Below are 18,017 nucleotides of genomic sequence, written 5' to 3'. Positions count from 1 at the left end.
ATCGAACGATGGCACCCGCTGAGCCGCGCGAGCGACGCCTCGACGTCCTCGTCGCCGTCGGCACGGCCGTCCTCGCGATCGGCCTGCTCCTCGGCCTGCCCCCGCTCGACGCCGCCGACCCCGACGGCGCGGGCCTCGGCGCGAGTGTCCCGGCGCCGTTCGGCACCGCGTGGTCCGTCCTCGCCGCGGGGCTGCTCGCCCAGTCGGCCGTCCTGCTCGCCGCCCGTCGGGCCCCGCGCACGTCGCTCCTGACGATCGCGGCGCTGCCGGTCGTGGTCGCCGCGCTCGCGCCCGGGTCGTCCGGCCTGTTCGGCCTGACCGCCCTGCCGGTCGTCGTCGCCGTCGTCCTCGTGGCCCTCCGCGTGCCCCTCGCCCGGCTCTGGCCGACACTGATCGGCGCGGCGGCCCTGGTCGTCGTCGGGCAGTCCGTCGTCGTGTCCGTGGCCGAGGGGCCCGGCCCCCTGGCACAGGGACTCGCCGCGTCCGCCGGGCAGGGTGCCCTGCAGGCCGTCGGTGCCGTCGGGTTCCCGCTCCTGGTCGCCCTGCTCGTCCGCTCACGTCGTGAGGTCCGTGCCGCCCGCAACGCCGAGGCGAGCGCCGTGGGGCGCGAGCGGGACGCGCTGGTCGACGCCGCCGTGTCCCGCGAACGTGCGGCGATGGCGCGCGAGCTCCACGACATCGCCGCACACCACCTGTCCGGCATCGCACTGATGTCGGCCGTCATCGACCGGCAGATCGACACCGAGCCGGAACGGGCGCACGAGGGGGTGCGTCAGGTCCGCGAGCAGAGCACCGCCGTCCTCGACGACCTCCGTCGCCTGGTCGGGCTGCTCCGTGACGACACCCCGGCCGAGCAGGCGGTGGAAACGGTCGCCGGCATCCTCGACCTGGTCGAGCGTGCCCGGTACCGCAGCGACGTGCGGATCGACGTGCTCCCGGGAGCCCGTCCGCTGGCTGACGGCGTCGGTCCGCTCGCGCAGCTCGCCGCGTACCGGACGGTCCAGGAGGCACTCGCCAACGCCGCCATGCACGCCCCGTCCGCCCCGTGCACCGTGGTCGTCGACGACCGTGACCCGTCCCGTGTGGTGATCCGGGTGGAGAACGCACGGGCCGTCGTCCCGGCGATCGGGAGTTCACCATCGGGCGGCAACGGACTGCGGGGGATGCGCGAGCGGGCGGACCTGGTCGGGGCGAGCCTCCAGACCGGTCCCACCGCCACCGGCGGCTGGCTGGTGACGTTGACGCTCGGACGGGAGGCTCCTCCCGCACCCGACGGGGCGTCCGACGGTGCCGAGGTGGTCGCGTGATCCGCGTCCTGGTCGCGGACGACCAGCCACTCGTCCGCGCCGGGGTCACCGCGCTCCTCGACGCGGAGCCCGACATCGAGGTGGTCGGCGTCGCCGCCGACGGCGGCGAGGCGCTCGCACTCGCGCGCTCCACCCGACCCGACGTCGCCTGCCTGGACATCCGGATGCCCGTGTGGAACGGGATCGAGCTCGCCCGGATCCTGTGCGGGCCGGACGCGGACCCGGCGGTCCCGGTGCTGATGCTGACGACGTTCGACCTGGACGACTACGTGTTCGGCGCGCTCGAGGCCGGTGCGTCCGGGTTCCTGCTCAAGGACGCCGAGCCGGACACCATCGTCGACGCGGTGCGGCAGGTGGCCGCTGGCAACGGCACGCTCGACCAGGCCCTCACGCGGCGGGTGCTCCGCGAGTTCGTGTCCCGCCGGAGCCTCCGGCCGGTCGCGGGAGACCGGGCGGACGGCGTCCTGACGGCCCGGGAGCGTGAGGTGCTCCTGCTGCTCGCGCAGGGGATGTCGAACGAGGACATCGCCGCCGAGCTCGTGCTCGAGGTCTCGACCGTGAAGTCGCACCTGGCGCGGATGCTCCCGAAACTCGGGGTGCGCTCGCGGCTGCAGGCCGTGGTGTGGGCCTACCAGAACCACATCGTGGCGGTGCCCGACCAGCCGTGACCCGGACGGCCGGTCAGTCCTGGCGGACCTCCGCCGCGGCCGCCCGCAGGGTCCCTTCCGCGTCGTCCAGGTAGGCGGCGAGCAGGGCGGACGCGGCCGCGGTGTCACCGGCCCGCAGTGCGGCGACGATGGCCTCGTTCCGGTCGACGAACTGCGCGTGGAACGCTGCCGGGTCCTCGGTCGTCAGGAACGCCAGCCGCATCTCCGCGAGCATCCCGTCCATCAGCCCCCAGATCCGCTCGCTCGGCACCGCGCGGACGAGCTCGGAGTGGAAGCGGATGTCCGCCGTGCCGACGGCGCGCCAGTCGCCGGCTGCGGCTGCGTCCCGCGCGGACGCGACGGCGGCAGCTGCGGCCTCGAGTGCAGGCGAGGACGGCGTGCACGCCCGGACCGCGGCCTCCTCGAGCACCCGGCGCGCGGCGTAGAGGTCGGCCACGTCGGATGCGCTCAGCCGCCGGACGAACACGCCGCGGTTGAACACGTGCTCGACGAGCCGGTCCCGCGCGAGCAGCCGGAACGCCTCGCGCAGCGTGTTCCGGGACACCCCGAGCTGGTCGCTCAGCCGCTCCTCGGACAGCTGCGCGCCCGGCGTGAAGTCGCCGTCGGCGATCATCGTGCGTAGGCGCGTCGCGGTGGACTCGGCGCCGCCGACGGTTCGGGTCATGCCCCGATCCTGACACGGGCGCGGACCGACTCCTCCACAGGGCACCCCGTGTGACCGCCGTGTTACAGATCCGGAGTGGGTCTTGTGATTGTTGAACAATGCGGTCCAGACTGTCCCGCATGTTCGTCCTCATCGGCGTCGCCGTCGTCATCGTCGGCTTCGCACTGCGCGTCAACGCGCTCCTCGTCGTCACCGTCGCGGGCATCGTGACAGCGGCCATCGGCGGGATCGGCCCCGTCGGCATCCTCGACGCGTTCGGCAACGGATTCGCGTCCAGCCGGTCCGTCACCACCTTCGCCCTGGTGCTGCCGGTCATCGGCCTGATCGAGCGCTACGGCCTGCAGGACCAGGCGAAGCGGCTCATCGCGAAGCTCGACCGGCTCACCACGGGTCGCATCCTGGCGGCGTACCTGGCCGTGCGGCAGATCACCGCGGCGGTCGGGCTCACGAGCATCGGTGGGCCGGCGCAGACCGTCCGTCCGCTCGTGTACCCGATGGCCGAAGGTGCCGCGATCAAGAAGTACGGGCGGCTCGACGACCGGATGCGGGAGAAGATCAAGGGGTACTCGGCGTCGTCGGACACCGTCGGGGTGTTCTTCGGTGAGGACGTCTTCGTCGCGGTCGGCTCGATCCTCCTGATCACGACGTTCGTCGACACCACGTACGACCTGGCGCTCGAACCGATCGACCTCGCGCTCTGGGCGATCCCGACGGGCATCGCCGCGCTGCTCGTCCACGGGACACGGCTGCTGCTGTTCGACCGGAAGCTCGACAAGATGGCCGCGGACGTCCGCGAGCCCGCCACGGCAGGAGCCCCGGCATGATCACCAGCGAATGGCTCTACTGGCTCATCGGCGCGTTCTTCATCGCCGTCGCGGTCCTCATCGTCACCGACACCACGCACGCGAAGCGCCTCGGCAACGCGGCGTTCTGGGGCATCCTCGGCCTCTCCTTCTTCTACGGCACGTTCGTCGCCGCGAAGACCGCTCCGGCGTGGGCGCTCGGCGTCGCGGTGCTGGTGATGGTGGCGCTCGCCGGACTCGGGTTCACCGGGACGACGGCGCGGGGCGGTGCACCGAGCCGCACCCGGGTGGCAAGCATCCCGGGCGCCGGCACCGGTGCGGAGACCGGGCCGGCGGAGCCGACCGGTGTGACCGCGCGACCGAGCACCGGTGGCGCCAGCACCAGCGTCCTCGCGACCACCACCCCCGACGAGCGCGCCGCGTTCGCCACCCGCTTCGGCAACCGCCTCTTCATCCCAGCGCTCGTCGTCCCGGTGGTGGCCGTGCTCGTCGCGACGCTCGGTCCGCTCGTCTCGATCGGCGGTCAGCCGCTCCTGGCCGAGGGCAGTGCGACACTGACCGGCCTCGGCATCGGCTCGGTCCTCGCCGTGGTGGTCGCCGTGTTCATCCTCCGTCCGCCGAAGGTCGCCACGCCGATCCGTGAAGGCGGCCGGCTCCTGCAGGCCATCGGCTGGGCAGCGCTCCTGCCGCAGATGCTCTCGACGCTCGGCATCGTCTTCACCCAGGCCGGGGTCGGGGACGCCGTCGGGACGATCATCAAGTCGATCCTGCCCGGCGGCTCGCTCCTCGCCGCGGTCGTCGTCTACTGCCTCGGCATGGCGCTGTTCACGATCATCATGGGCAACGCGTTCGCCGCCTTCCCGATCATGACCGCCGCGATCGGCTGGCCGGTCCTGGTCCAGGGCTTCGACGGCAACCCCGCTGCGATCTTCGCGATCGGGATGCTCGCCGGCTTCTGCGGCACCCTCGTCACGCCGATGGCCGCGAACTTCAACCTCGTGCCGGCCGCGCTCCTCGAGATGCGCGACAAGTACGGCCCGATCAAGGCGCAGATCCCGACCGCCGCCATCCTGCTCGTCGTCAACATGGGAGTCATGTACCTTGTCGCATTCTGATCTCGCACGCGCCGCCTGGGCCGACCGCTTCGCAGCGGTCGCCGCGGACAACGTCACCCGCGAGTACCCGTACGCCGCGCACCACACCACGTCCGGTCCGGACGACCGTGCGCTGCCCGTCGAGCTCCACCCGGCGTTCGCCACCTCGTACGACTGGCACTCGTCGGTCCACATGCACTGGCTCGCCACGCGGTTGGTCGCGTTCGGGCTCACGCCCAGCCTGGAGGCCCGGCTCGTCCCCGTCCTGCAGGCCCACCTGAGCGCGGATCACCTCGCGATCGAGGCGACCTACCTCCGACAGACCCCGCACTACGAGCGTCCCTACGGGTGGGCCTGGCTGATGCGGCTCGCGGCCGAGGTCTCCACGTCCGACGTCCCCGCGATCCGGGCACTTGCGCCCGCGTTCGCCCCGGTCATCGACGTGCTCGAGGACCTCGTCACCCGATGGGTCTCCGGCGCCGCCCACCCCGTCCGGCACGGGGTGCACTCGAACTCCGCGTTCGGGCTGCTGCTCGTGCTCGACGGGGCTCGGTCCCTCGGACGGGACGACCTCGCCGCGACGATCGAGCGCACCGCCCGCGACTGGTTCGGCGACGACGCCGGCTGGCCCTTCGCGTGGGAGCGCAGCGGACACGACTTCCTCTCCGCCGGCTTCGCCGAAGCCGACCTGATGCGCGCGGTCCTGCCAGCGGCGGAGTTCGCGTCGTGGGCCCGCGGCTTCTTCTCCGAGGTGCGTTCCGGCGACGCGATCCTGAGCCCCACCGTGGTCGTCGACGAGAACGACCCGCAGCAGGTGCACCTCTTCGGCCTCGATCTGTCCCGCGCCGGTTCCGCGCGGCGGATCGTCGACGCACTCGATGGCACGGACAGTGCTGAGCTCGTCGGGCTGCTCGACGACGCAGCCGACCGTCTGCTGGCGTCCGGTCTCGAAGCGAGCGTCGGCGAGGAGTACTACTCCACGCACTGGCTCGCGAGCTTCGCCTGGGACGCGATGGAGGCACGCGAGGGCGCTGCCCGCTGACGAGTCTCCGTGCTGCTCAGGCGGACGCTGTCGTGAGCTTGGAAGTCGAGGCGTCCAGGCGGGCGTAGATGCCCTGGAAGTGTGCCCGCATCGCCTCTTGCGCGATACCGGCATCGCCGTCGACGACCGCACGGATGATCGCGCGGTGTGCCTCCACCGAGTCGTGTCCGTACGGGGAGACATCCGCGAGCTGGTCGTGCGCTTCGTGGTACGCATCCCAGAACACGTCGACGAGCTGTCCGATCAGCGGGTTGTCGAGGTGACTGTAGAGGGCGCGGTGGAATCGTCGGTCGGCATCCGCGGAGAGCTTCGGGTCGCCGATCTCCTCGGCGAGGTCGGTGAGGTGCGCTCGGTCGTCGTCCGAGAGCACGCCGACGAGTTCGACGACCGCGCTGGTCTCCAGCATCTCGCGCACGCGAGCCAGGTTCCGGAGCGCGAGGAGCCCGTCTGGCCCTGCGACGAGCGTGCGGAAGACGAGCGACGGGGCGAGCGCTTGCAGCGAGGGTGATGCCACGAAGGTCCCGTGTCCGTGGCGGATGTCGACGATGCCCCACGCGCGGAGTTCCCGGATCGCCTCGCGGACGGTGTTCCGGGAGACGCCGAGCCGCTCGATGAGCTCGAGTTCCGTCGGCATGCCGTCGCCCGGGCGGAGGCCGAGTTCCCGGACCAGTTCGACGATCTGCTGCGCGACCGGTTGCTGCACGACTCGAGAGGCCATGGTGTCCGCCTTCCTCCCTCACAGCCCTTGCGGGGGATTCCTGACGATGTTACCGTCTGAGCCAACGTCCAACGTCCAACGTCTGACGAGGTGTCAGACTGGCCCCGATCGAAGGAACACCATGTCTCCTGCGCGGACAGCGCCGTCCGGTCCCTGGTACCGAGACATCTCCCGGCAACAGTGGAAACAGTTCACCGCGTCCTGGCTCGGCTACTTGCTGGACGGTTTCGATTTCGTGCTCATCACGCTCGTCCTCAGCGAGATCGCCAAGGAGTTCCACCTCGGAACCGTGCAGAGTGCGTCACTGATCTCCGCGGCCTTCATCAGCAGGTGGTTCGGCGGGCTGGCCCTCGGTGCGCTCGGCGACCGCTACGGTCGGAAGACGGCGATGATCGTCAGCATCATCCTGTTCTCGCTGGGGTCGGTCGCTTGCGCCGCAGCCCCCTCCTACTGGGTGCTCTTCGCCGCCCGACTCGTCATCGGGATGGGCATGGCGGGGGAGTACGGATCGAGCTCCACCTACGTGATCGAGTCCTGGCCGTCGCACCTGCGGAACAAGGCCAGCGGCTTCCTGATCTCCGGCTACTCCATCGGCACCATCATCGCGGCGCAGGTCTACCGCTTCGTCGTCCCGGAGTTCGGCTGGCGCGCGCTCTTCGTCATCGGACTGCTCCCGATCGCCATCACGCTCTGGCTCCGCCGCGCACTTCCGGAGTCCGAGGACTGGAAGGCGGCGAAGTCGGCGGCATCATCGACGTCCGACGACCACGTGCCGGCGCCGAACGTGTTCGGCGTGCTCTTCGCCGGCCGGCACCGCGCGCTCAACATCATCAGCGCCGTGGTGGCCATCGTGCTGTTGTCACTCATCTTCGGGCAGCTCATGCCGAACGGGTTCGCCGTCGCGGCAGGAGCGGCAGTGCTGGCCGCGGTCTTCATCTCCTACATCGTGCAGTTCTCGAAACGCCGCTGGCCAGCGGTCCTCGCGGTGACGGTCACGGTGTTCGCCGCGTTCCTGTACTCGTGGCCGATCCAGTCGTTGCTGCCGACGTACCTCAGCACTGATCTCGGCTACGACGCCGCACACGTCAGCAATGCGCTGTTCTTCGCCGGCTTCGGGGCCGCGGTCGGGTGCTGGGTCGCGGGGTTCACCGGGGACTGGCTCGGGACCCGGTGGGCGTACGTCGGCAGTTTGCTGCTCTCCGAGGTCCTGGTGTTCCCGCTCTTCGCGGTGGGCGGAACCTCGCTGATGGTCCTCGGGCTGTTCCTCTTCGTCCAGCAGGTGTTCGGACAGGGCATCGCCGGGCTCCTCCCGAAGTGGATCGGCGGGTTCTTCCCGACGGAGCAGCGTGCCGCCGGTCTCGGCTTCACGTACAACGTCGGTGCGCTCGGTGGCGCGGTCGCGCCGATCCTTGGTGCGAGCCTGGCGGTTCAGTTCTCGTCGCTCGGCACAGCGCTCGCCGTGATCTCGTTCTCCCTGACCGCCGTGGTGATCCTGCTCATGGCGTTCAACGTGCCCGCTCGGGTGCAGCGGTGGATCCATCCGGACGCTTCGTGGGCGGGTGACTTCTCCCGCGAGGGCGGGTTGTCGATCGTGGACAGCGACCCGAAGGTGGTCCAGCGCGTCGGCTGACGCACGAACGACGGATGCCCCGGGCCGACTGGCCCGGGGCATCCGTCGTCGGCGGAGCGATCAGTGACCGCGCACGGCCTCCCCGAACCAGCCCGTGATCGTGGCGGGGTGCGTGATGGCCGTGCCGACGACCACCGCGTACGCACCGGCGGCGCGACATGCTGCGGCCTGCGCCGGGGTGTGGACGCGGCCCTCGGCGATCACCGGCAGCGGCGATCGTGCGGCGAGCGCAGCCAGAACCTCGAGGTCAGGACCGTCGGTCTTCGGACGCTCGTCGGTGTAGCCGCAGAGCGTCGTGCTCAGGCAGTCGACGCCGGCGTCGATGGCCGCGAGGCCGTCCTCGACGCTGCCGACGTCCGCCATGAGGAGCGCGCCCGAGCGCGACCGGAACTCCCGCACGGTCTCGGCGAGCGTCCGCCCGTCCGGTCGTGCACGGCGAGTGCCGTCGATCGCGACGATGTCGGCTCCGGCTCCGGCGATCACGAGGGCGTGCCGCAGGGTCGGGGTGATGAACACCCCGTTCGCGCCGACTTTCCAGAGACCGATCAACGGTACGTCGACGCGCTCGGCGATCAGGGCGACGTCCGCGACGCCCTGCGCACGGATCCCGGCTGCGCCGCCGGCGACGGCGGACTCCGCCAGTTGCGCCATGGTCTCCGGGTGCCGCATCGGCTCGCCGGGATACGCCTGGCAGGACACGACGAGCTCGCCGGCCAGGGCCTGCAGTGGTCGATGGGTCACGGTGTCTCCTCCGAGATGCGGTGGTGCAGAGCGGCGCCGATGAGCGGGGCGTCCCCGGCGAGGGTCGACAAGGTGATCGGGCAGTCCGCCACGACCGGGATCATCGTGGTCCGTGCCGTTCGTGCGATGTGGTCGAACCACGTGGGGTCCGCGTAGGCGAGCCCGCCACTGACGACGACGACGTCGGGGTCGAAGGAGTTGACGAGACCGCCGATCGCCTCGCCGATGGCGGCGCCGGCACGGTCGACCACCCGCGTCGCGACGTCGTCGCCGTCGGCCGCGCGGGCGAAGACCGCTCTCGTGTCGACGACCGACGGATCGCGCGTCACGCGACGGTACTGCTCGAGGACCGCGGGTCCGGAGGCGACGGCCTCGAGGTGTCCGGTGCCTCCACAGGTGCAGGGCAGGCCCGTGGCCTGAGCGGACGGCAGGTGACCGAAGTGGCCGGCCGCCCCGGTCCGCCCGGTGTCCAGACGTCCGTCTGTGACGATCGCGCCACCGATCCCGGTTCCGAGGGCCAGCAGCATCACGCGCCGCGAATCGGCGCCGGCTCCGATCCGTGCCTCCGCCATCGCATGGGCGTGGACGTCGTTGAGGACGGTCACCGGGAGACCGCAGCGGGTGCTGAGCTCGGTCCGCAGCTCCGTCCCGGCCCAGGACCGGATGGCGGAGGTCGCAGCGCGGATGGCCCCGGTACGCGGATCGACGACGCCTGCGGAACCCACGCCGATGCCGCAGACGGGGTCCGGACTCTGGGGGAGGAGGTGTTCGACGAGTGCCTGGACCACGCCGATGACGGCGCCTCCTCCCTGCGTCGCGGGCGTGGGGGCAGCAGCCCGTGCGAGGACCGATCCGTCCTCCGCGACGAGTCCGGCGGCGGTCTTCGTGCCGCCGATGTCGATTCCGATCAGGGTCATACCACGCCGTTCTCGAGGGTGCCGATCCGGTCGATGCTCACCTGGACGCTCGTCCCTGCGGGAAGGGCGGCGTCGGTGCTCGGCGAACCGGTCAGGACGACGTCACCGGGCTGCAGGGTCATCGTCCTGGTGATCGCCACGAGGATCTCGCAGATCGTGTGTGGCAGGTCCGCCGTGCTCGAGGACCGGACGAGGGTGCCTTCCACGCTGACCCGGATGGCGAGCGCGTCGGGGTCGTCGACGTCGGTCTCGATCCAGGGACCGAGCGGGGTGTACCCGGTCCCGGCCTTCGCTGCGAAGAACACCGCGTCCTCTGTCGGCGCGACGGTCGTCACGTCGTTCGCGATGGTGAACCCGAGGACGTGCTCGAGTGCGTTCTCGTTCGTGAGCGCGTGCGCCTCCGCACCGATGACGACGGCGAGCTCACCCTCCGCGACCACGGTCGTCGCCCACGCCGCGCGCTCGATCGTTCCGCCGGGGCCGGTGACCCCAGCCGAGGACTTCAGCCATCCCTGCACGCGGCGAGCGCCGTGGTCGTCCTCCGGGTGGGAAGCGCCGACGACGGTCCGGGGTTCCACCGGGGCGAGCAGCGTGGCCTCGGGCGGGAAGGTCCGCCCCGTGGGCCGGAGGTCGGCGAACGACGGGACCTCGTGCCATCGGTCGGCGTCCCAGCGAGCGTGCCGGGGTCCGTCGGGTGTGCTGAGCCGAGCGAGTCGCATCGGTTCAGGTCACAGGAGACCGGCCGCGGCGAGCCGCGCGCGCACGTGGTCGACCTCGCTGTCGTCGAGCTGCACGTACGGGTCGGCCGTTCGCGGGCAGTCGATGATCCCGCGGAGGTGCAGTGCGGCCTTGAACGCGCCGAGCGCCGACGAAGCCGGTCCCATCCGTGCGGTGTCTCCCGCGTTCACGAGGTCGAAGAGCGTGAAGAGGCGCTCCTGCTCGCGTGCCGCGGTCGCGGTGTCCCCGGCCTGTGCGGCATCCCAGAGGCGCACGTAGCCGTCGGGGTCGACGTTGCCCAATCCGGGCACCACACCCTGCGCGCCGAATGCGAGTGCCGCATCGACCGTGAGTTCGGACCCGGTGAGGACGCTGAAGCGATCCGTGAACGTCTTCGCGCCGAGGACCAGACCGCGGATGCCGGCGTCGTCGCCACTGCTGTCCTTGATGCCGGCGAGCACGCCTTCCTCGGCCAGTTCCAGGACCAGTGACGGGCTCAGCTTCGAGTGCACCGACACCGGGATGTCGTAGGCGATGACCGGCAGCGCGGTGCTCGCGGCGATGATCCGGAAGTGCGCAGCGATCTCCACCGGATGCGTGCGGGTGTAGAACGGCGCCGTGACGACGACGGCGTCCGCCCCTGCGGATTCGGCCTGCCGGATGTGCGGCAGCACGCGCGGTGTCGTCATGTCGATGACGCCTGCGACGACGGGGACCTGTCCCGCGGCGACTCGGCTGACGGTGTCGACCACCTGCCGGCGCTGCTCGTCGGTGAGGAACGCGACCTCGCCGGTGGAGCCGAGCGGGAAGAGCCCGTGGACCCCGGCGGTCAGGAGGTGCCCGACCAGCCGTTCGAGCGATGCGACGTCGACGTCACCGTCGGCGGTGAGCGGCGTGCAGACGGGCGGGATCACGCCGGCGAGCGGAGGCAGTGCGGGGGTGGTTGTCACGGGAGTCTTTGTCCTTCCGAGGGGCTGGGGGTCGAGACGTTGGACGTCCTACGTCCACCCTAACCGGCTGACTTCAACGCGGTCAACACGCTGCGCGCGGCGCTGCGGGGCCAAGATGGACCATGGTCAGCGCACAGGACGACATCGTCGAACTCGTGGAGTACGCGTCACAGCGGCTCGCGGACCGGATGGCCACCCTGGACGACGACGAGTGGGCGTGGGAGCCGATCCCGGGGAACGCCGAGGTCACGATCCGCTGGCGGCTCGACCACATCGCGGAGATGCTCGGCGAGGAGCGGAACTGGGCGTGGCTCGGTGCTGACGTGGCGGGCGCCCCGATGCTGACGCCGGCGACCTCGGCAGCGGCCGCACTGGCCGCCGTGGAGCTGGCGACCGACCGGTTCGTCGAACTCGCTCGCGGACTCGGTGACGCGGCTGACGAGCCGATCGGTGCGGTTGCCGGGCCGTACGGCGACAGCTCGAAGCGGTCCCTGGTCCTGCACGTCGTCGACGAGCTGATCCACCACGCCGCAGAAGCCGCGCTCCTCCGCGACCTCTACCTCGCCCGAGTGACCCCGGCACCGAGGTAGCGGAGCGTTCCGGCTCGGATCAGCACCAGCACGCGAAGTCGTGCGCCGCACTGCACGAGCAGTCACCCGGTGGGACGCGGAAGCACGCGACCTCGGGATCGGCGCGGACGAGCGGGAATCGCTCCAGACCGTCTTCGAGACGCCACAACTCGACTGGGCGCTCGCGCTCTGAGCTGCGGACGACCCCGCTTCGTCAGGGGAGCGTGATCTTCCGCTCGAAGGTGCGCGTCACGGGTGGCTCGGCGAGGATCGCCGCAAGTGCCTCGGCGCGGCCTTCGGGCGTCGCCCGCCACGCGACGTAGGCGTCGTGCGCGTCGGTCGAGGTCCAGACCTCGAGGACCACGAGCCGGTTCAGGTCGGCATCGTCGATCAGGACCTCGAGTGACTCGTTGCCCGGGAAGGCAGCGGTCTGCGCGAGCGTCTCGCGGATGGCCGACTCGATGGTCTCTGCGGAGAGGTCGTCGCGGAGCCGGACCTCGAGGAACACGGTCGTCGTCATGGGAGCACCTTTCTCAGTGGGTGATGTCTCAGTGGGTGATGCGGAAACGGAACACGTCGCCCGGGCGGAGCTGGGCGGCGCGGTCGACGGACTCGGGGGTGAGGACCGCGACGACGGGGTAGCCGCCGGTCACCGGGTGGTCGGCGAGGAACAGCACGGGGTAGCCGTCCGGCGGGACCTGCAGGGAGCCGGTCTCGACGCCCTCGCTCGGGAGCTCGTGCGTGACGGCTCGGACGAGCGGCGTCGCAGCCGCGGTGCGCACGCCGACGCGGTCGCTGTCGGCGCTCACGTGGTGGTCCTGGCCGGTGAGGGTCTCGCGCCACTCCGGGGTGAACCAGTCGTCGCGGGGACCCGGCGTGACGTCGAGGACGACGGGCTCCCACGGCCACGGCTCGAGCGGTGGCGGGACCGCGTCGACGATCGGCCACGCGTCGGCTGCGGTGCCGACCGGGAGCACGTCGCCGGCCGTGAGGGGAGCCGGGCCGAGCTGTGCGAGGGAGTCCCACGAGCGGCTGCCGAGCACCGGGTCGACATCGAACCCATCGCGGACGGCCAGGTAGGCGCGGAGCCCCGTCGGTGGGATGCCGATGTTGAGGGTGTCACCGGGCTCCAGTGCGATGACCTCGTACGCGGCGCAACCGCGGACCCGACCGTCCGCGTGCTCGACCTCGACCGGGCACTCGGCCCCGGTGACCGCGGCGACCACGTGCGCGTCGGAACGGAGTGCGACGGAGCCGAGCACGGCCTCCAGGACGGCTGCTTCCGGACGGTTGCCGACCATGCGGTTGGCGAGCGCGGCGGATGCCCGGTCGGCTGGGCCGGCCGCGCCCAGGCCCATGTCGCTGTACCCGGGCCGCCCGAGGTCCTGCGTCGTGGCGCCGAAGCCGACCTGCACGACGGTGAGGGCGCTCATGCGCCGGCCTCGACGAACCGGATCCGGGTGCCGGCCGGAGCCAGCGCGGGCGGGGTCTGGTCGAGCGACCACATCGGGACGTCGGTGCGGCCGATCAGTTGCCAGCCGCCGGGGGAGGTCCGCGGGTAGACGGCGCTGAACTCGCCGGCCAGTGCGACGGCGCCGCTCGGGACGGCCGTGCGCGAGGTGGCGCGGCGAGGGAGGTCGAGCGACGGCTCGGTGCCGGTCAGGTAGCTGAAGCCGGGGGCGAAGCCGCAGAACGCGCTCGTCCAGACCTGGCCCGTGTGCCAGGCGACGAGCTCCTGACGGGACATGCCGGTGACGGACACGACGTCGTCGAGGTCGTCGCCGTCGTAGGTGACGGGGATGACGATCGGGTCGGCGGCGGCCTGGACGTCGGCGGCGGGAAGCGGCGCGACCGTGGCGAGCGCTGCGCGGAGGTGACCGGCGTCCGTGCGGGACGGATCGAAGCGGAACAGCAGGGTCCGGGCGCCGGAGACGACATCGGCCACGCCGGGCAGCCCGTCGGTGGGCAGGCCGGCGCGGAACGCCACGACCGACTCGAGCGAGTCGAACGTGGCGAGGAGCGCGGTGCCGCCGGCCGTCCGGACGTCGGGGGTCATGACGAGAACGGCGCGATCGTGATGCCCTGCGCGGTCAGCAGCGTGCAGATCGCCTGCGCCATCGCGACTGCGGACGGGGAGTCGCCGTGCACGCAGACCGAGTCGGCCCGGACCTGGACCTCGGAGCCGTCGACGGCGGTCGCGACGCCATCGGTGACCATGCGCAGCACCCGGGCGGCGACCTGATCGGGGTCGTGCAGGACGGATCCCGGACGGCTGCGGGCGACGAGGGACCCGTCGGGTTCGTAGGCGCGGTCGGCGAAGGCCTCGCTGACGGCGCGGAGCCCGTGGCGCTCGGCGGCGAGCAGGAGTTCGGAACCCGGCAGTGCGAGCACCGCCAGGGTCGGGTCGACGTCGGCGACGGCCCGCGTGACGGCTTCGGCCTGGACGGGGTCGGCGCACGCGGTGTTGTAGAGCGCACCGTGCGGCTTGACGTACGTGACGCGCGTACCGGCGACGTGCGCGGTCGCGAGCATCGCGCCGAGCTGGTGGACGACGTCGGCGTGCAGCTCGTCGGGGGTGACGGACACCGGGCGGCGACCGAAGCCGGCGAGGTCACGGTAGGCGACGTGTGCTCCGACGGCGACACCCCGCTCGGCCGCGGCGCGGCTCGTCGCGAGCATGATCGTCGGATCGCCGGCGTGGAAGCCGCAGGCGATGTTCGCGCTGGAGACGACGTCGAGCATCGCGGTGTCGTCGCCCATGGTCCAGGCGCCGTAGCCCTCGCCGAGGTCGCTGTTGAGGTCGATCGTCGTCACGAGGACTCCTGTCGTCGCCGGGTTGTTCCGCGACCCGTCGCCGGGCGCTCCGCGACCCGTCGCCGGGCGCTCCGCGACCCGTCGCCGGGTTGTTCAACAATCTAGCGGCCGATCCTGCCGTTCAGGAAGTCCTCCGCAGGAGTCCGCTGACCATCGCGGCGAAGGCAACGGGTCACCGCGGTGCGCAGGATCGGCTCGGACACGGCGTGCACGGTACGCGGGGCAACGGCGGTCAGCTCTCGGGGTCGTCCTGGAACGCCCGGACCTCCTGCGCGCACCGGCACGCTGCGGCGATCTTCGCTGCCCACGCCACGGCGTCCTCGCGGGTGGGCAGCTCGAGCACGGTGTACCCGCCCTCGATCCGGGCCGTCTGCGGGTACGTGCCGGGGGTCACGCCGCCGTCCGCATCCACCATCACGGGTGGGACGTCCTCGTCGATGCCGCCGCCGAACACCCAGACGCCGGCGGCCTTCGCGTCCCGCACGACGGCGTGCGAGGCATCGGCGACCGCCTGCAGCTCGTCCGCGGGGAAGACCATGGCACCACTCGGGAAGGAGATCAGGTACTTCGTCATGCGCCTCGTCTACACCGCTCGGGCACCAGCCCACTGGCGGACGCGCAGCAGTCCCGCGCGGCGCCAGCGCCAGTACGGCGCGAACTTCGTCCCGTCGTCGACGTAGGCCGGGCGGAAGACCCAGAGCGCAGTCCGTCGTTCGCGGCCGTCGGCGCTCCGCCACTCGACCGTGCAGTCGTCGAGCACGGTGGTGATCGCGTCCCTCGGGATCGTCGCCGAGGCGAAGAAGCCGGTGTACCGGAGTTCGTCGGTGTCCAGGACGACCGCCACGCGGAGGGCGCGGACGGTGAGGGTGATCCCCGCGACGGCGAACAGTGCGCCGAGGGCCACGCAGAAGACGCGAGCGCTCGATCCCGGCACCAGGAAGAGCAGCGGCGAACTCAATCCCATCAGTGCGAGCACCGCGCCCATCACGAGGTTCGCGATCCGCTCCCACCGGGAGGCGCGGAGCACCTCGACCGCGGCGTGCTGCATGGTCCGGAGCGTACGCGTTGCCGTTTCGCGGAAGCAGTTCGACATCGCTGTTGTCGAACGACAGGCGCGGTGTCGTTTCACGTCCGCGGCCCACCTCCGCGTCCGCGGCCCACCTCCGCGACCGCGGCCCCGCCTCCGCGACCGCGGTCCCACGCACCCGACGCGTGTGCTTCACTGAGCCATGATCAGCTCACTGGTCCTCGCGTCGTGTGCGACCGCGAACACGGACTGCGAGGACACGATGTCCACCGACGGGACCGGGATGTTCGTCGTCATCGTGGTGGTCGTCGCGGTCATCGTCCTGTTCGGCGTCATGCTGCTCGGGAAGGGCCGCGGCCGCCGCTGACGTCAGACCGAGCGCTCCTGGCCGTCGTGCTCCAGCGCCACCGTCAGTTTGTCGAGCACCCCCGCCGCACGCGCGAGCACCGCACGCTCCCCGGGCGTGAGCGCGGACTCGGCCGCGGTGAGGATGCGGGTCGACCGCCGGGTACGCGACTCGTCGATCATCGCCCGCCCGGCATCCGTGAGTGACACGAGGACCCCGCGCGCATCGGCCGGGTCGGGGGAGCGGTGGGCGAGCCCCTGCGCTTCGAGGTCCCCGACCGTCACCCGCATGCTCTGGTGCCGCACCCGCCGCAGCCGGGCGAGCGCCGCGATGCTGAACGCCCCGTCGCGCGCGAGGAACCCCAGCACCTCGATCTGCCCCTCGGGTGTCGTCTCGGAGCGCCGGATCGCGCGGATGGTCTCGCCGATGGCGCGCCGGAGCTCGTTGGCGTCGTCGAGGTCGAACGTCCGGGGTCGGTCCACACGAGGAACTGTACAGGTTCGCTGTAGTGATTTGTACAGTGCGGCTGTATGGTTTGGAGTCATGGAACTCACGAAGTACACCCACGCGACCGTCGTGCTCAGCAAGGACGACACCTCGCTCGTGATCGACCCGGGCGCGTACACGCCGAACTCCGCCGACCTCGTGGCCGGCACGACCGCGGTCCTCGTCACCCACGACCACCCCGACCACTTCGACGCGTCGATCCTCACGGCGGCGCTCGACGCCCAGCCCGAGCTCCGCGTCTGGGCGCCGGCGAGCGTCACCGCCGAGCTCGGTGGCCACGACGGACGTGTCACCACGGTCGCGCCCGGTGACACCTTCGAGGCCGCTGGCTTCGCCGTGCAGGTCGTCGGCGGCGACCACGCCGTCATCCACGCCGACATCCCGCTGATGAGCAACGTCGGCTACGTCGTCGACGGTGCCGTCTACCACCCGGGCGACTCCTACTTCGTGCCCGACGTCGCCGTCGAGACGCTGCTCGCGCCGACCTCCGGCCCTTGGGCGAAGCTCGGCGAGCTGGTCGACTTCGTGCGCGCCGTGCACCCGACCCGTGCGGTGCAGATCCACGACCTCATGCTCAGCGACGCTGGGCGCGGCTCGTTCGCCCAGTTCACCGGGCAGCTCACCGGTACCGAGCTGGTGACCCTGGCCGACGGCGAGTCGGTCACGGTCTGAGACCTGACCACATGACGGGAGGCTCGGTGCCAGCTGGCACCGAGCCTCCCGTTCGTCAGGTGGTCACCGGAGCAGCTTGTCGAGCCCCAACCGCACCGGGGTACCGACGCCGCCGTCGACCGTGACCGCGGTGTCGGCCGCGATCCGGTCGGTCGTCGGCAGCCACGGCCGGCCGGGCGCGACGAGGACCAGCAGCCCGTGGACGTCCCCGACCGCAGCGAAGGACGGCGACGGAGGCGCCGCGTACGGGGCGACCCCGACCTGCCCCAGTTCGGCGACCGTCGCCAGCACGTCCGCGGCCACCACCCCGACCTCGCTGACACCGACGATGCTCCCGGCGCTGAAGGGCCCGTCGTGGCCCGGTGCGATGTCCCGGCGCTCGATGCACTCCAGGACCTGCCCGTCGGGCCCGTCGAAGTACACGGACCGCGAGTTCCATCCAGCCGGTCCCTCGAACTCGCGGACGCCGTCCCGGATCAGCACCGTCGCACGCTGACCGATCCAGTGATCCGCGGCGTCGAAGGTGCCGGTGGGGATCGTGAACGCCAGGTGGTGCGTGCCGTCGAACTCCGCGGCCTCGTGGACGACCTCGGTGTGCCCGAGGCGGACCCGGACTGCCGAGGCATCCCGCGTGAGCGGGACGCCGAACGGTTCCCAGAACGCGGCGACGGCGTCGAGGGAGCGGGTGGCGAGCGTGACGGTGGCGATGCGCATGCAGGGAGTCAACGACCTGAACCGTGGTTGCGGTCAAGGGCAGACCGATCCGTCATGCGCACCCCCGGCGGACATCGCGTGGCTGCGACGTATCCTGGCTGTGGAAGCAACGAGGGT

Annotated in this window: 24 protein-coding genes; 10 read left to right on the top strand and 14 right to left on the bottom strand. The window is 71.6% G+C overall.

Translation table 11 applies throughout. The features are described 5' to 3' along the window. The first annotated feature begins 8 nt into the window (after positions 1 to 8). Positions 9 to 1,307 carry a sensor histidine kinase gene (locus EDF55_RS15735; protein WP_123655884.1) on the top strand — a complete coding sequence of 433 codons (1,299 nt, stop codon included), beginning with the start codon at positions 9 to 11 and terminating at the stop codon, positions 1,305 to 1,307. Further along, positions 1,304 to 1,975: a response regulator transcription factor gene (locus EDF55_RS15730; protein WP_123655883.1), complete on the top strand. Its 672-nt coding sequence runs from the start codon at positions 1,304 to 1,306 to the stop codon at positions 1,973 to 1,975. The genes EDF55_RS15735 and EDF55_RS15730 overlap by 4 nt, the downstream gene beginning before the upstream one ends. A 13-nt stretch (positions 1,976 to 1,988) precedes the next feature. On the opposite strand, the gene EDF55_RS15725 is transcribed toward EDF55_RS15730, so the two are convergent. Then, positions 1,989 to 2,639: a GntR family transcriptional regulator gene (locus tag EDF55_RS15725; protein WP_123655882.1), complete on the bottom strand. Its 651-nt coding sequence runs from the start codon at positions 2,637 to 2,639 to the stop codon at positions 1,989 to 1,991. A gap of 119 nt (positions 2,640 to 2,758) precedes the next feature. On the opposite strand from EDF55_RS15725, the gene EDF55_RS15720 reads away from it, so the two are divergent. Genes EDF55_RS15720 through EDF55_RS15710 form a run of 3 tightly spaced genes read left to right on the top strand, consistent with a single transcriptional unit; the run spans position 2,759 to position 5,578 of the window. Beyond that, on the top strand, positions 2,759 to 3,463 hold the full coding sequence (locus EDF55_RS15720; protein WP_123655881.1) for a DUF969 domain-containing protein: 705 nt from the start codon (positions 2,759 to 2,761) through the stop codon (positions 3,461 to 3,463). After that, positions 3,460 to 4,557 carry a DUF979 domain-containing protein gene (locus EDF55_RS15715; protein ID WP_123655880.1) on the top strand — a complete coding sequence of 366 codons (1,098 nt, stop codon included), beginning with the start codon at positions 3,460 to 3,462 and terminating at the stop codon, positions 4,555 to 4,557. The genes EDF55_RS15720 and EDF55_RS15715 overlap by 4 nt, the downstream gene beginning before the upstream one ends. Continuing rightward, a complete protein-coding gene (locus EDF55_RS15710; protein ID WP_123655879.1) occupies positions 4,544 to 5,578 on the top strand; it encodes a DUF2891 family protein in 1,035 nt (344 codons plus the stop codon). The genes EDF55_RS15715 and EDF55_RS15710 overlap by 14 nt, the downstream gene beginning before the upstream one ends. A gap of 16 nt (positions 5,579 to 5,594) precedes the next feature. On the opposite strand, the gene EDF55_RS15705 is transcribed toward EDF55_RS15710, so the two are convergent. Further along, positions 5,595 to 6,296: a FadR/GntR family transcriptional regulator gene (locus EDF55_RS15705; RefSeq protein WP_123655878.1), complete on the bottom strand. Its 702-nt coding sequence runs from the start codon at positions 6,294 to 6,296 to the stop codon at positions 5,595 to 5,597. Positions 6,297 to 6,417: 121 nt separating this feature from the next. Here EDF55_RS15705 and EDF55_RS15700 point away from each other — a divergent pair, with 121 nt between their 5' ends. Then, the gene (locus tag EDF55_RS15700; RefSeq protein WP_123655877.1) at positions 6,418 to 7,926 is read left to right on the top strand and encodes an MFS transporter; all 1,509 of its coding nucleotides are present in this window, start codon (positions 6,418 to 6,420) and stop codon (positions 7,924 to 7,926) included. Between the two features lie 60 nt (positions 7,927 to 7,986). On the opposite strand, the gene EDF55_RS15695 is transcribed toward EDF55_RS15700, so the two are convergent. Genes EDF55_RS15695 through EDF55_RS15680 form a run of 4 tightly spaced genes read right to left on the bottom strand, consistent with a single transcriptional unit; the run spans position 7,987 to position 11,251 of the window. After that, positions 7,987 to 8,667, bottom strand: a complete 681-nt coding sequence (locus EDF55_RS15695; RefSeq protein WP_221180767.1) for an N-acetylmannosamine-6-phosphate 2-epimerase — start codon at positions 8,665 to 8,667, stop codon at positions 7,987 to 7,989. After that, entirely contained in the window at positions 8,664 to 9,584 is a 921-nt protein-coding gene (locus EDF55_RS19010) for an ROK family protein (RefSeq protein WP_123655875.1), read from the bottom strand. The genes EDF55_RS15695 and EDF55_RS19010 overlap by 4 nt, the downstream gene beginning before the upstream one ends. Continuing rightward, on the bottom strand, positions 9,581 to 10,303 hold the full coding sequence (locus tag EDF55_RS15685; RefSeq protein ID WP_123655874.1) for a fumarylacetoacetate hydrolase family protein: 723 nt from the start codon (positions 10,301 to 10,303) through the stop codon (positions 9,581 to 9,583). Before EDF55_RS15685 ends, EDF55_RS19010 begins: the two co-directional genes overlap by 4 nt. Positions 10,304 to 10,312: 9 nt before the next feature. After that, positions 10,313 to 11,251, bottom strand: coding sequence for a dihydrodipicolinate synthase family protein (locus tag EDF55_RS15680; RefSeq protein ID WP_221180766.1), 939 nt, complete (start codon positions 11,249 to 11,251; stop codon positions 10,313 to 10,315). Between the two features lie 122 nt (positions 11,252 to 11,373). Here EDF55_RS15680 and EDF55_RS15675 point away from each other — a divergent pair, with 122 nt between their 5' ends. Next, positions 11,374 to 11,841, top strand: a complete 468-nt coding sequence (locus tag EDF55_RS15675) for a DinB family protein (RefSeq protein ID WP_123655873.1) — start codon at positions 11,374 to 11,376, stop codon at positions 11,839 to 11,841. A gap of 40 nt (positions 11,842 to 11,881) precedes the next feature. After that, entirely contained in the window at positions 11,882 to 12,013 is a 132-nt protein-coding gene (locus EDF55_RS19125) for a hypothetical protein (RefSeq protein ID WP_260233370.1), read from the top strand. A gap of 21 nt (positions 12,014 to 12,034) precedes the next feature. On the opposite strand, the gene EDF55_RS15670 is transcribed toward EDF55_RS19125, so the two are convergent. From EDF55_RS15670 to EDF55_RS15645, 6 genes are all read right to left on the bottom strand, one after another. Continuing rightward, positions 12,035 to 12,340 (bottom strand): putative quinol monooxygenase, encoded by a 306-nt coding sequence (locus tag EDF55_RS15670; protein WP_123655872.1) that lies wholly within the window; start codon positions 12,338 to 12,340, stop codon positions 12,035 to 12,037. 28 nt (positions 12,341 to 12,368) lie between these two features. After that, positions 12,369 to 13,253: a biotin-dependent carboxyltransferase family protein gene (locus EDF55_RS15665; protein ID WP_123655871.1), complete on the bottom strand. Its 885-nt coding sequence runs from the start codon at positions 13,251 to 13,253 to the stop codon at positions 12,369 to 12,371. Then, positions 13,250 to 13,876: an allophanate hydrolase subunit 1 gene (locus EDF55_RS15660; protein WP_123655870.1), complete on the bottom strand. Its 627-nt coding sequence runs from the start codon at positions 13,874 to 13,876 to the stop codon at positions 13,250 to 13,252. Before EDF55_RS15660 ends, EDF55_RS15665 begins: the two co-directional genes overlap by 4 nt. After that, complete coding sequence (locus tag EDF55_RS15655; RefSeq protein ID WP_123655869.1) at positions 13,873 to 14,634, bottom strand: LamB/YcsF family protein; 762 nt, start codon at positions 14,632 to 14,634, stop codon at positions 13,873 to 13,875. The genes EDF55_RS15660 and EDF55_RS15655 overlap by 4 nt, the downstream gene beginning before the upstream one ends. A gap of 232 nt (positions 14,635 to 14,866) precedes the next feature. Beyond that, positions 14,867 to 15,208, bottom strand: a complete 342-nt coding sequence (locus EDF55_RS15650; RefSeq protein ID WP_123655868.1) for a YciI family protein — start codon at positions 15,206 to 15,208, stop codon at positions 14,867 to 14,869. A 9-nt stretch (positions 15,209 to 15,217) separates the two neighbouring features. Then, a complete protein-coding gene (locus EDF55_RS15645) occupies positions 15,218 to 15,682 on the bottom strand; it encodes a hypothetical protein (protein ID WP_123655867.1) in 465 nt (154 codons plus the stop codon). A gap of 181 nt (positions 15,683 to 15,863) precedes the next feature. Here EDF55_RS15645 and EDF55_RS18915 point away from each other — a divergent pair, with 181 nt between their 5' ends. Continuing rightward, positions 15,864 to 16,028 (top strand): hypothetical protein, encoded by a 165-nt coding sequence (locus EDF55_RS18915; protein ID WP_185017454.1) that lies wholly within the window; start codon positions 15,864 to 15,866, stop codon positions 16,026 to 16,028. Between the two features lie 2 nt (positions 16,029 to 16,030). On the opposite strand, the gene EDF55_RS15640 is transcribed toward EDF55_RS18915, so the two are convergent. After that, on the bottom strand, positions 16,031 to 16,489 hold the full coding sequence (locus EDF55_RS15640) for a MarR family winged helix-turn-helix transcriptional regulator (RefSeq protein ID WP_185017452.1): 459 nt from the start codon (positions 16,487 to 16,489) through the stop codon (positions 16,031 to 16,033). 61 nt (positions 16,490 to 16,550) lie between these two features. On the opposite strand from EDF55_RS15640, the gene EDF55_RS15635 reads away from it, so the two are divergent. Continuing rightward, a complete protein-coding gene (locus EDF55_RS15635) occupies positions 16,551 to 17,186 on the top strand; it encodes an MBL fold metallo-hydrolase (RefSeq protein ID WP_123655865.1) in 636 nt (211 codons plus the stop codon). Positions 17,187 to 17,249: 63 nt separating this feature from the next. On the opposite strand, the gene EDF55_RS15630 is transcribed toward EDF55_RS15635, so the two are convergent. Beyond that, positions 17,250 to 17,900: a VOC family protein gene (locus tag EDF55_RS15630; RefSeq protein ID WP_123655864.1), complete on the bottom strand. Its 651-nt coding sequence runs from the start codon at positions 17,898 to 17,900 to the stop codon at positions 17,250 to 17,252. Positions 17,901 to 18,017 lie beyond the last annotated feature (117 nt).

It is taken from the genome of Curtobacterium sp. ZW137, assembly GCF_003762905.1.
In the GTDB taxonomy this organism is placed as follows: Bacteria; Actinomycetota; Actinomycetes; order Actinomycetales; family Microbacteriaceae; genus Curtobacterium.
The sequence above is the reverse complement of the archived record's forward strand: the minus strand, read 5'-3'. Positions and strand labels throughout refer to the sequence as shown.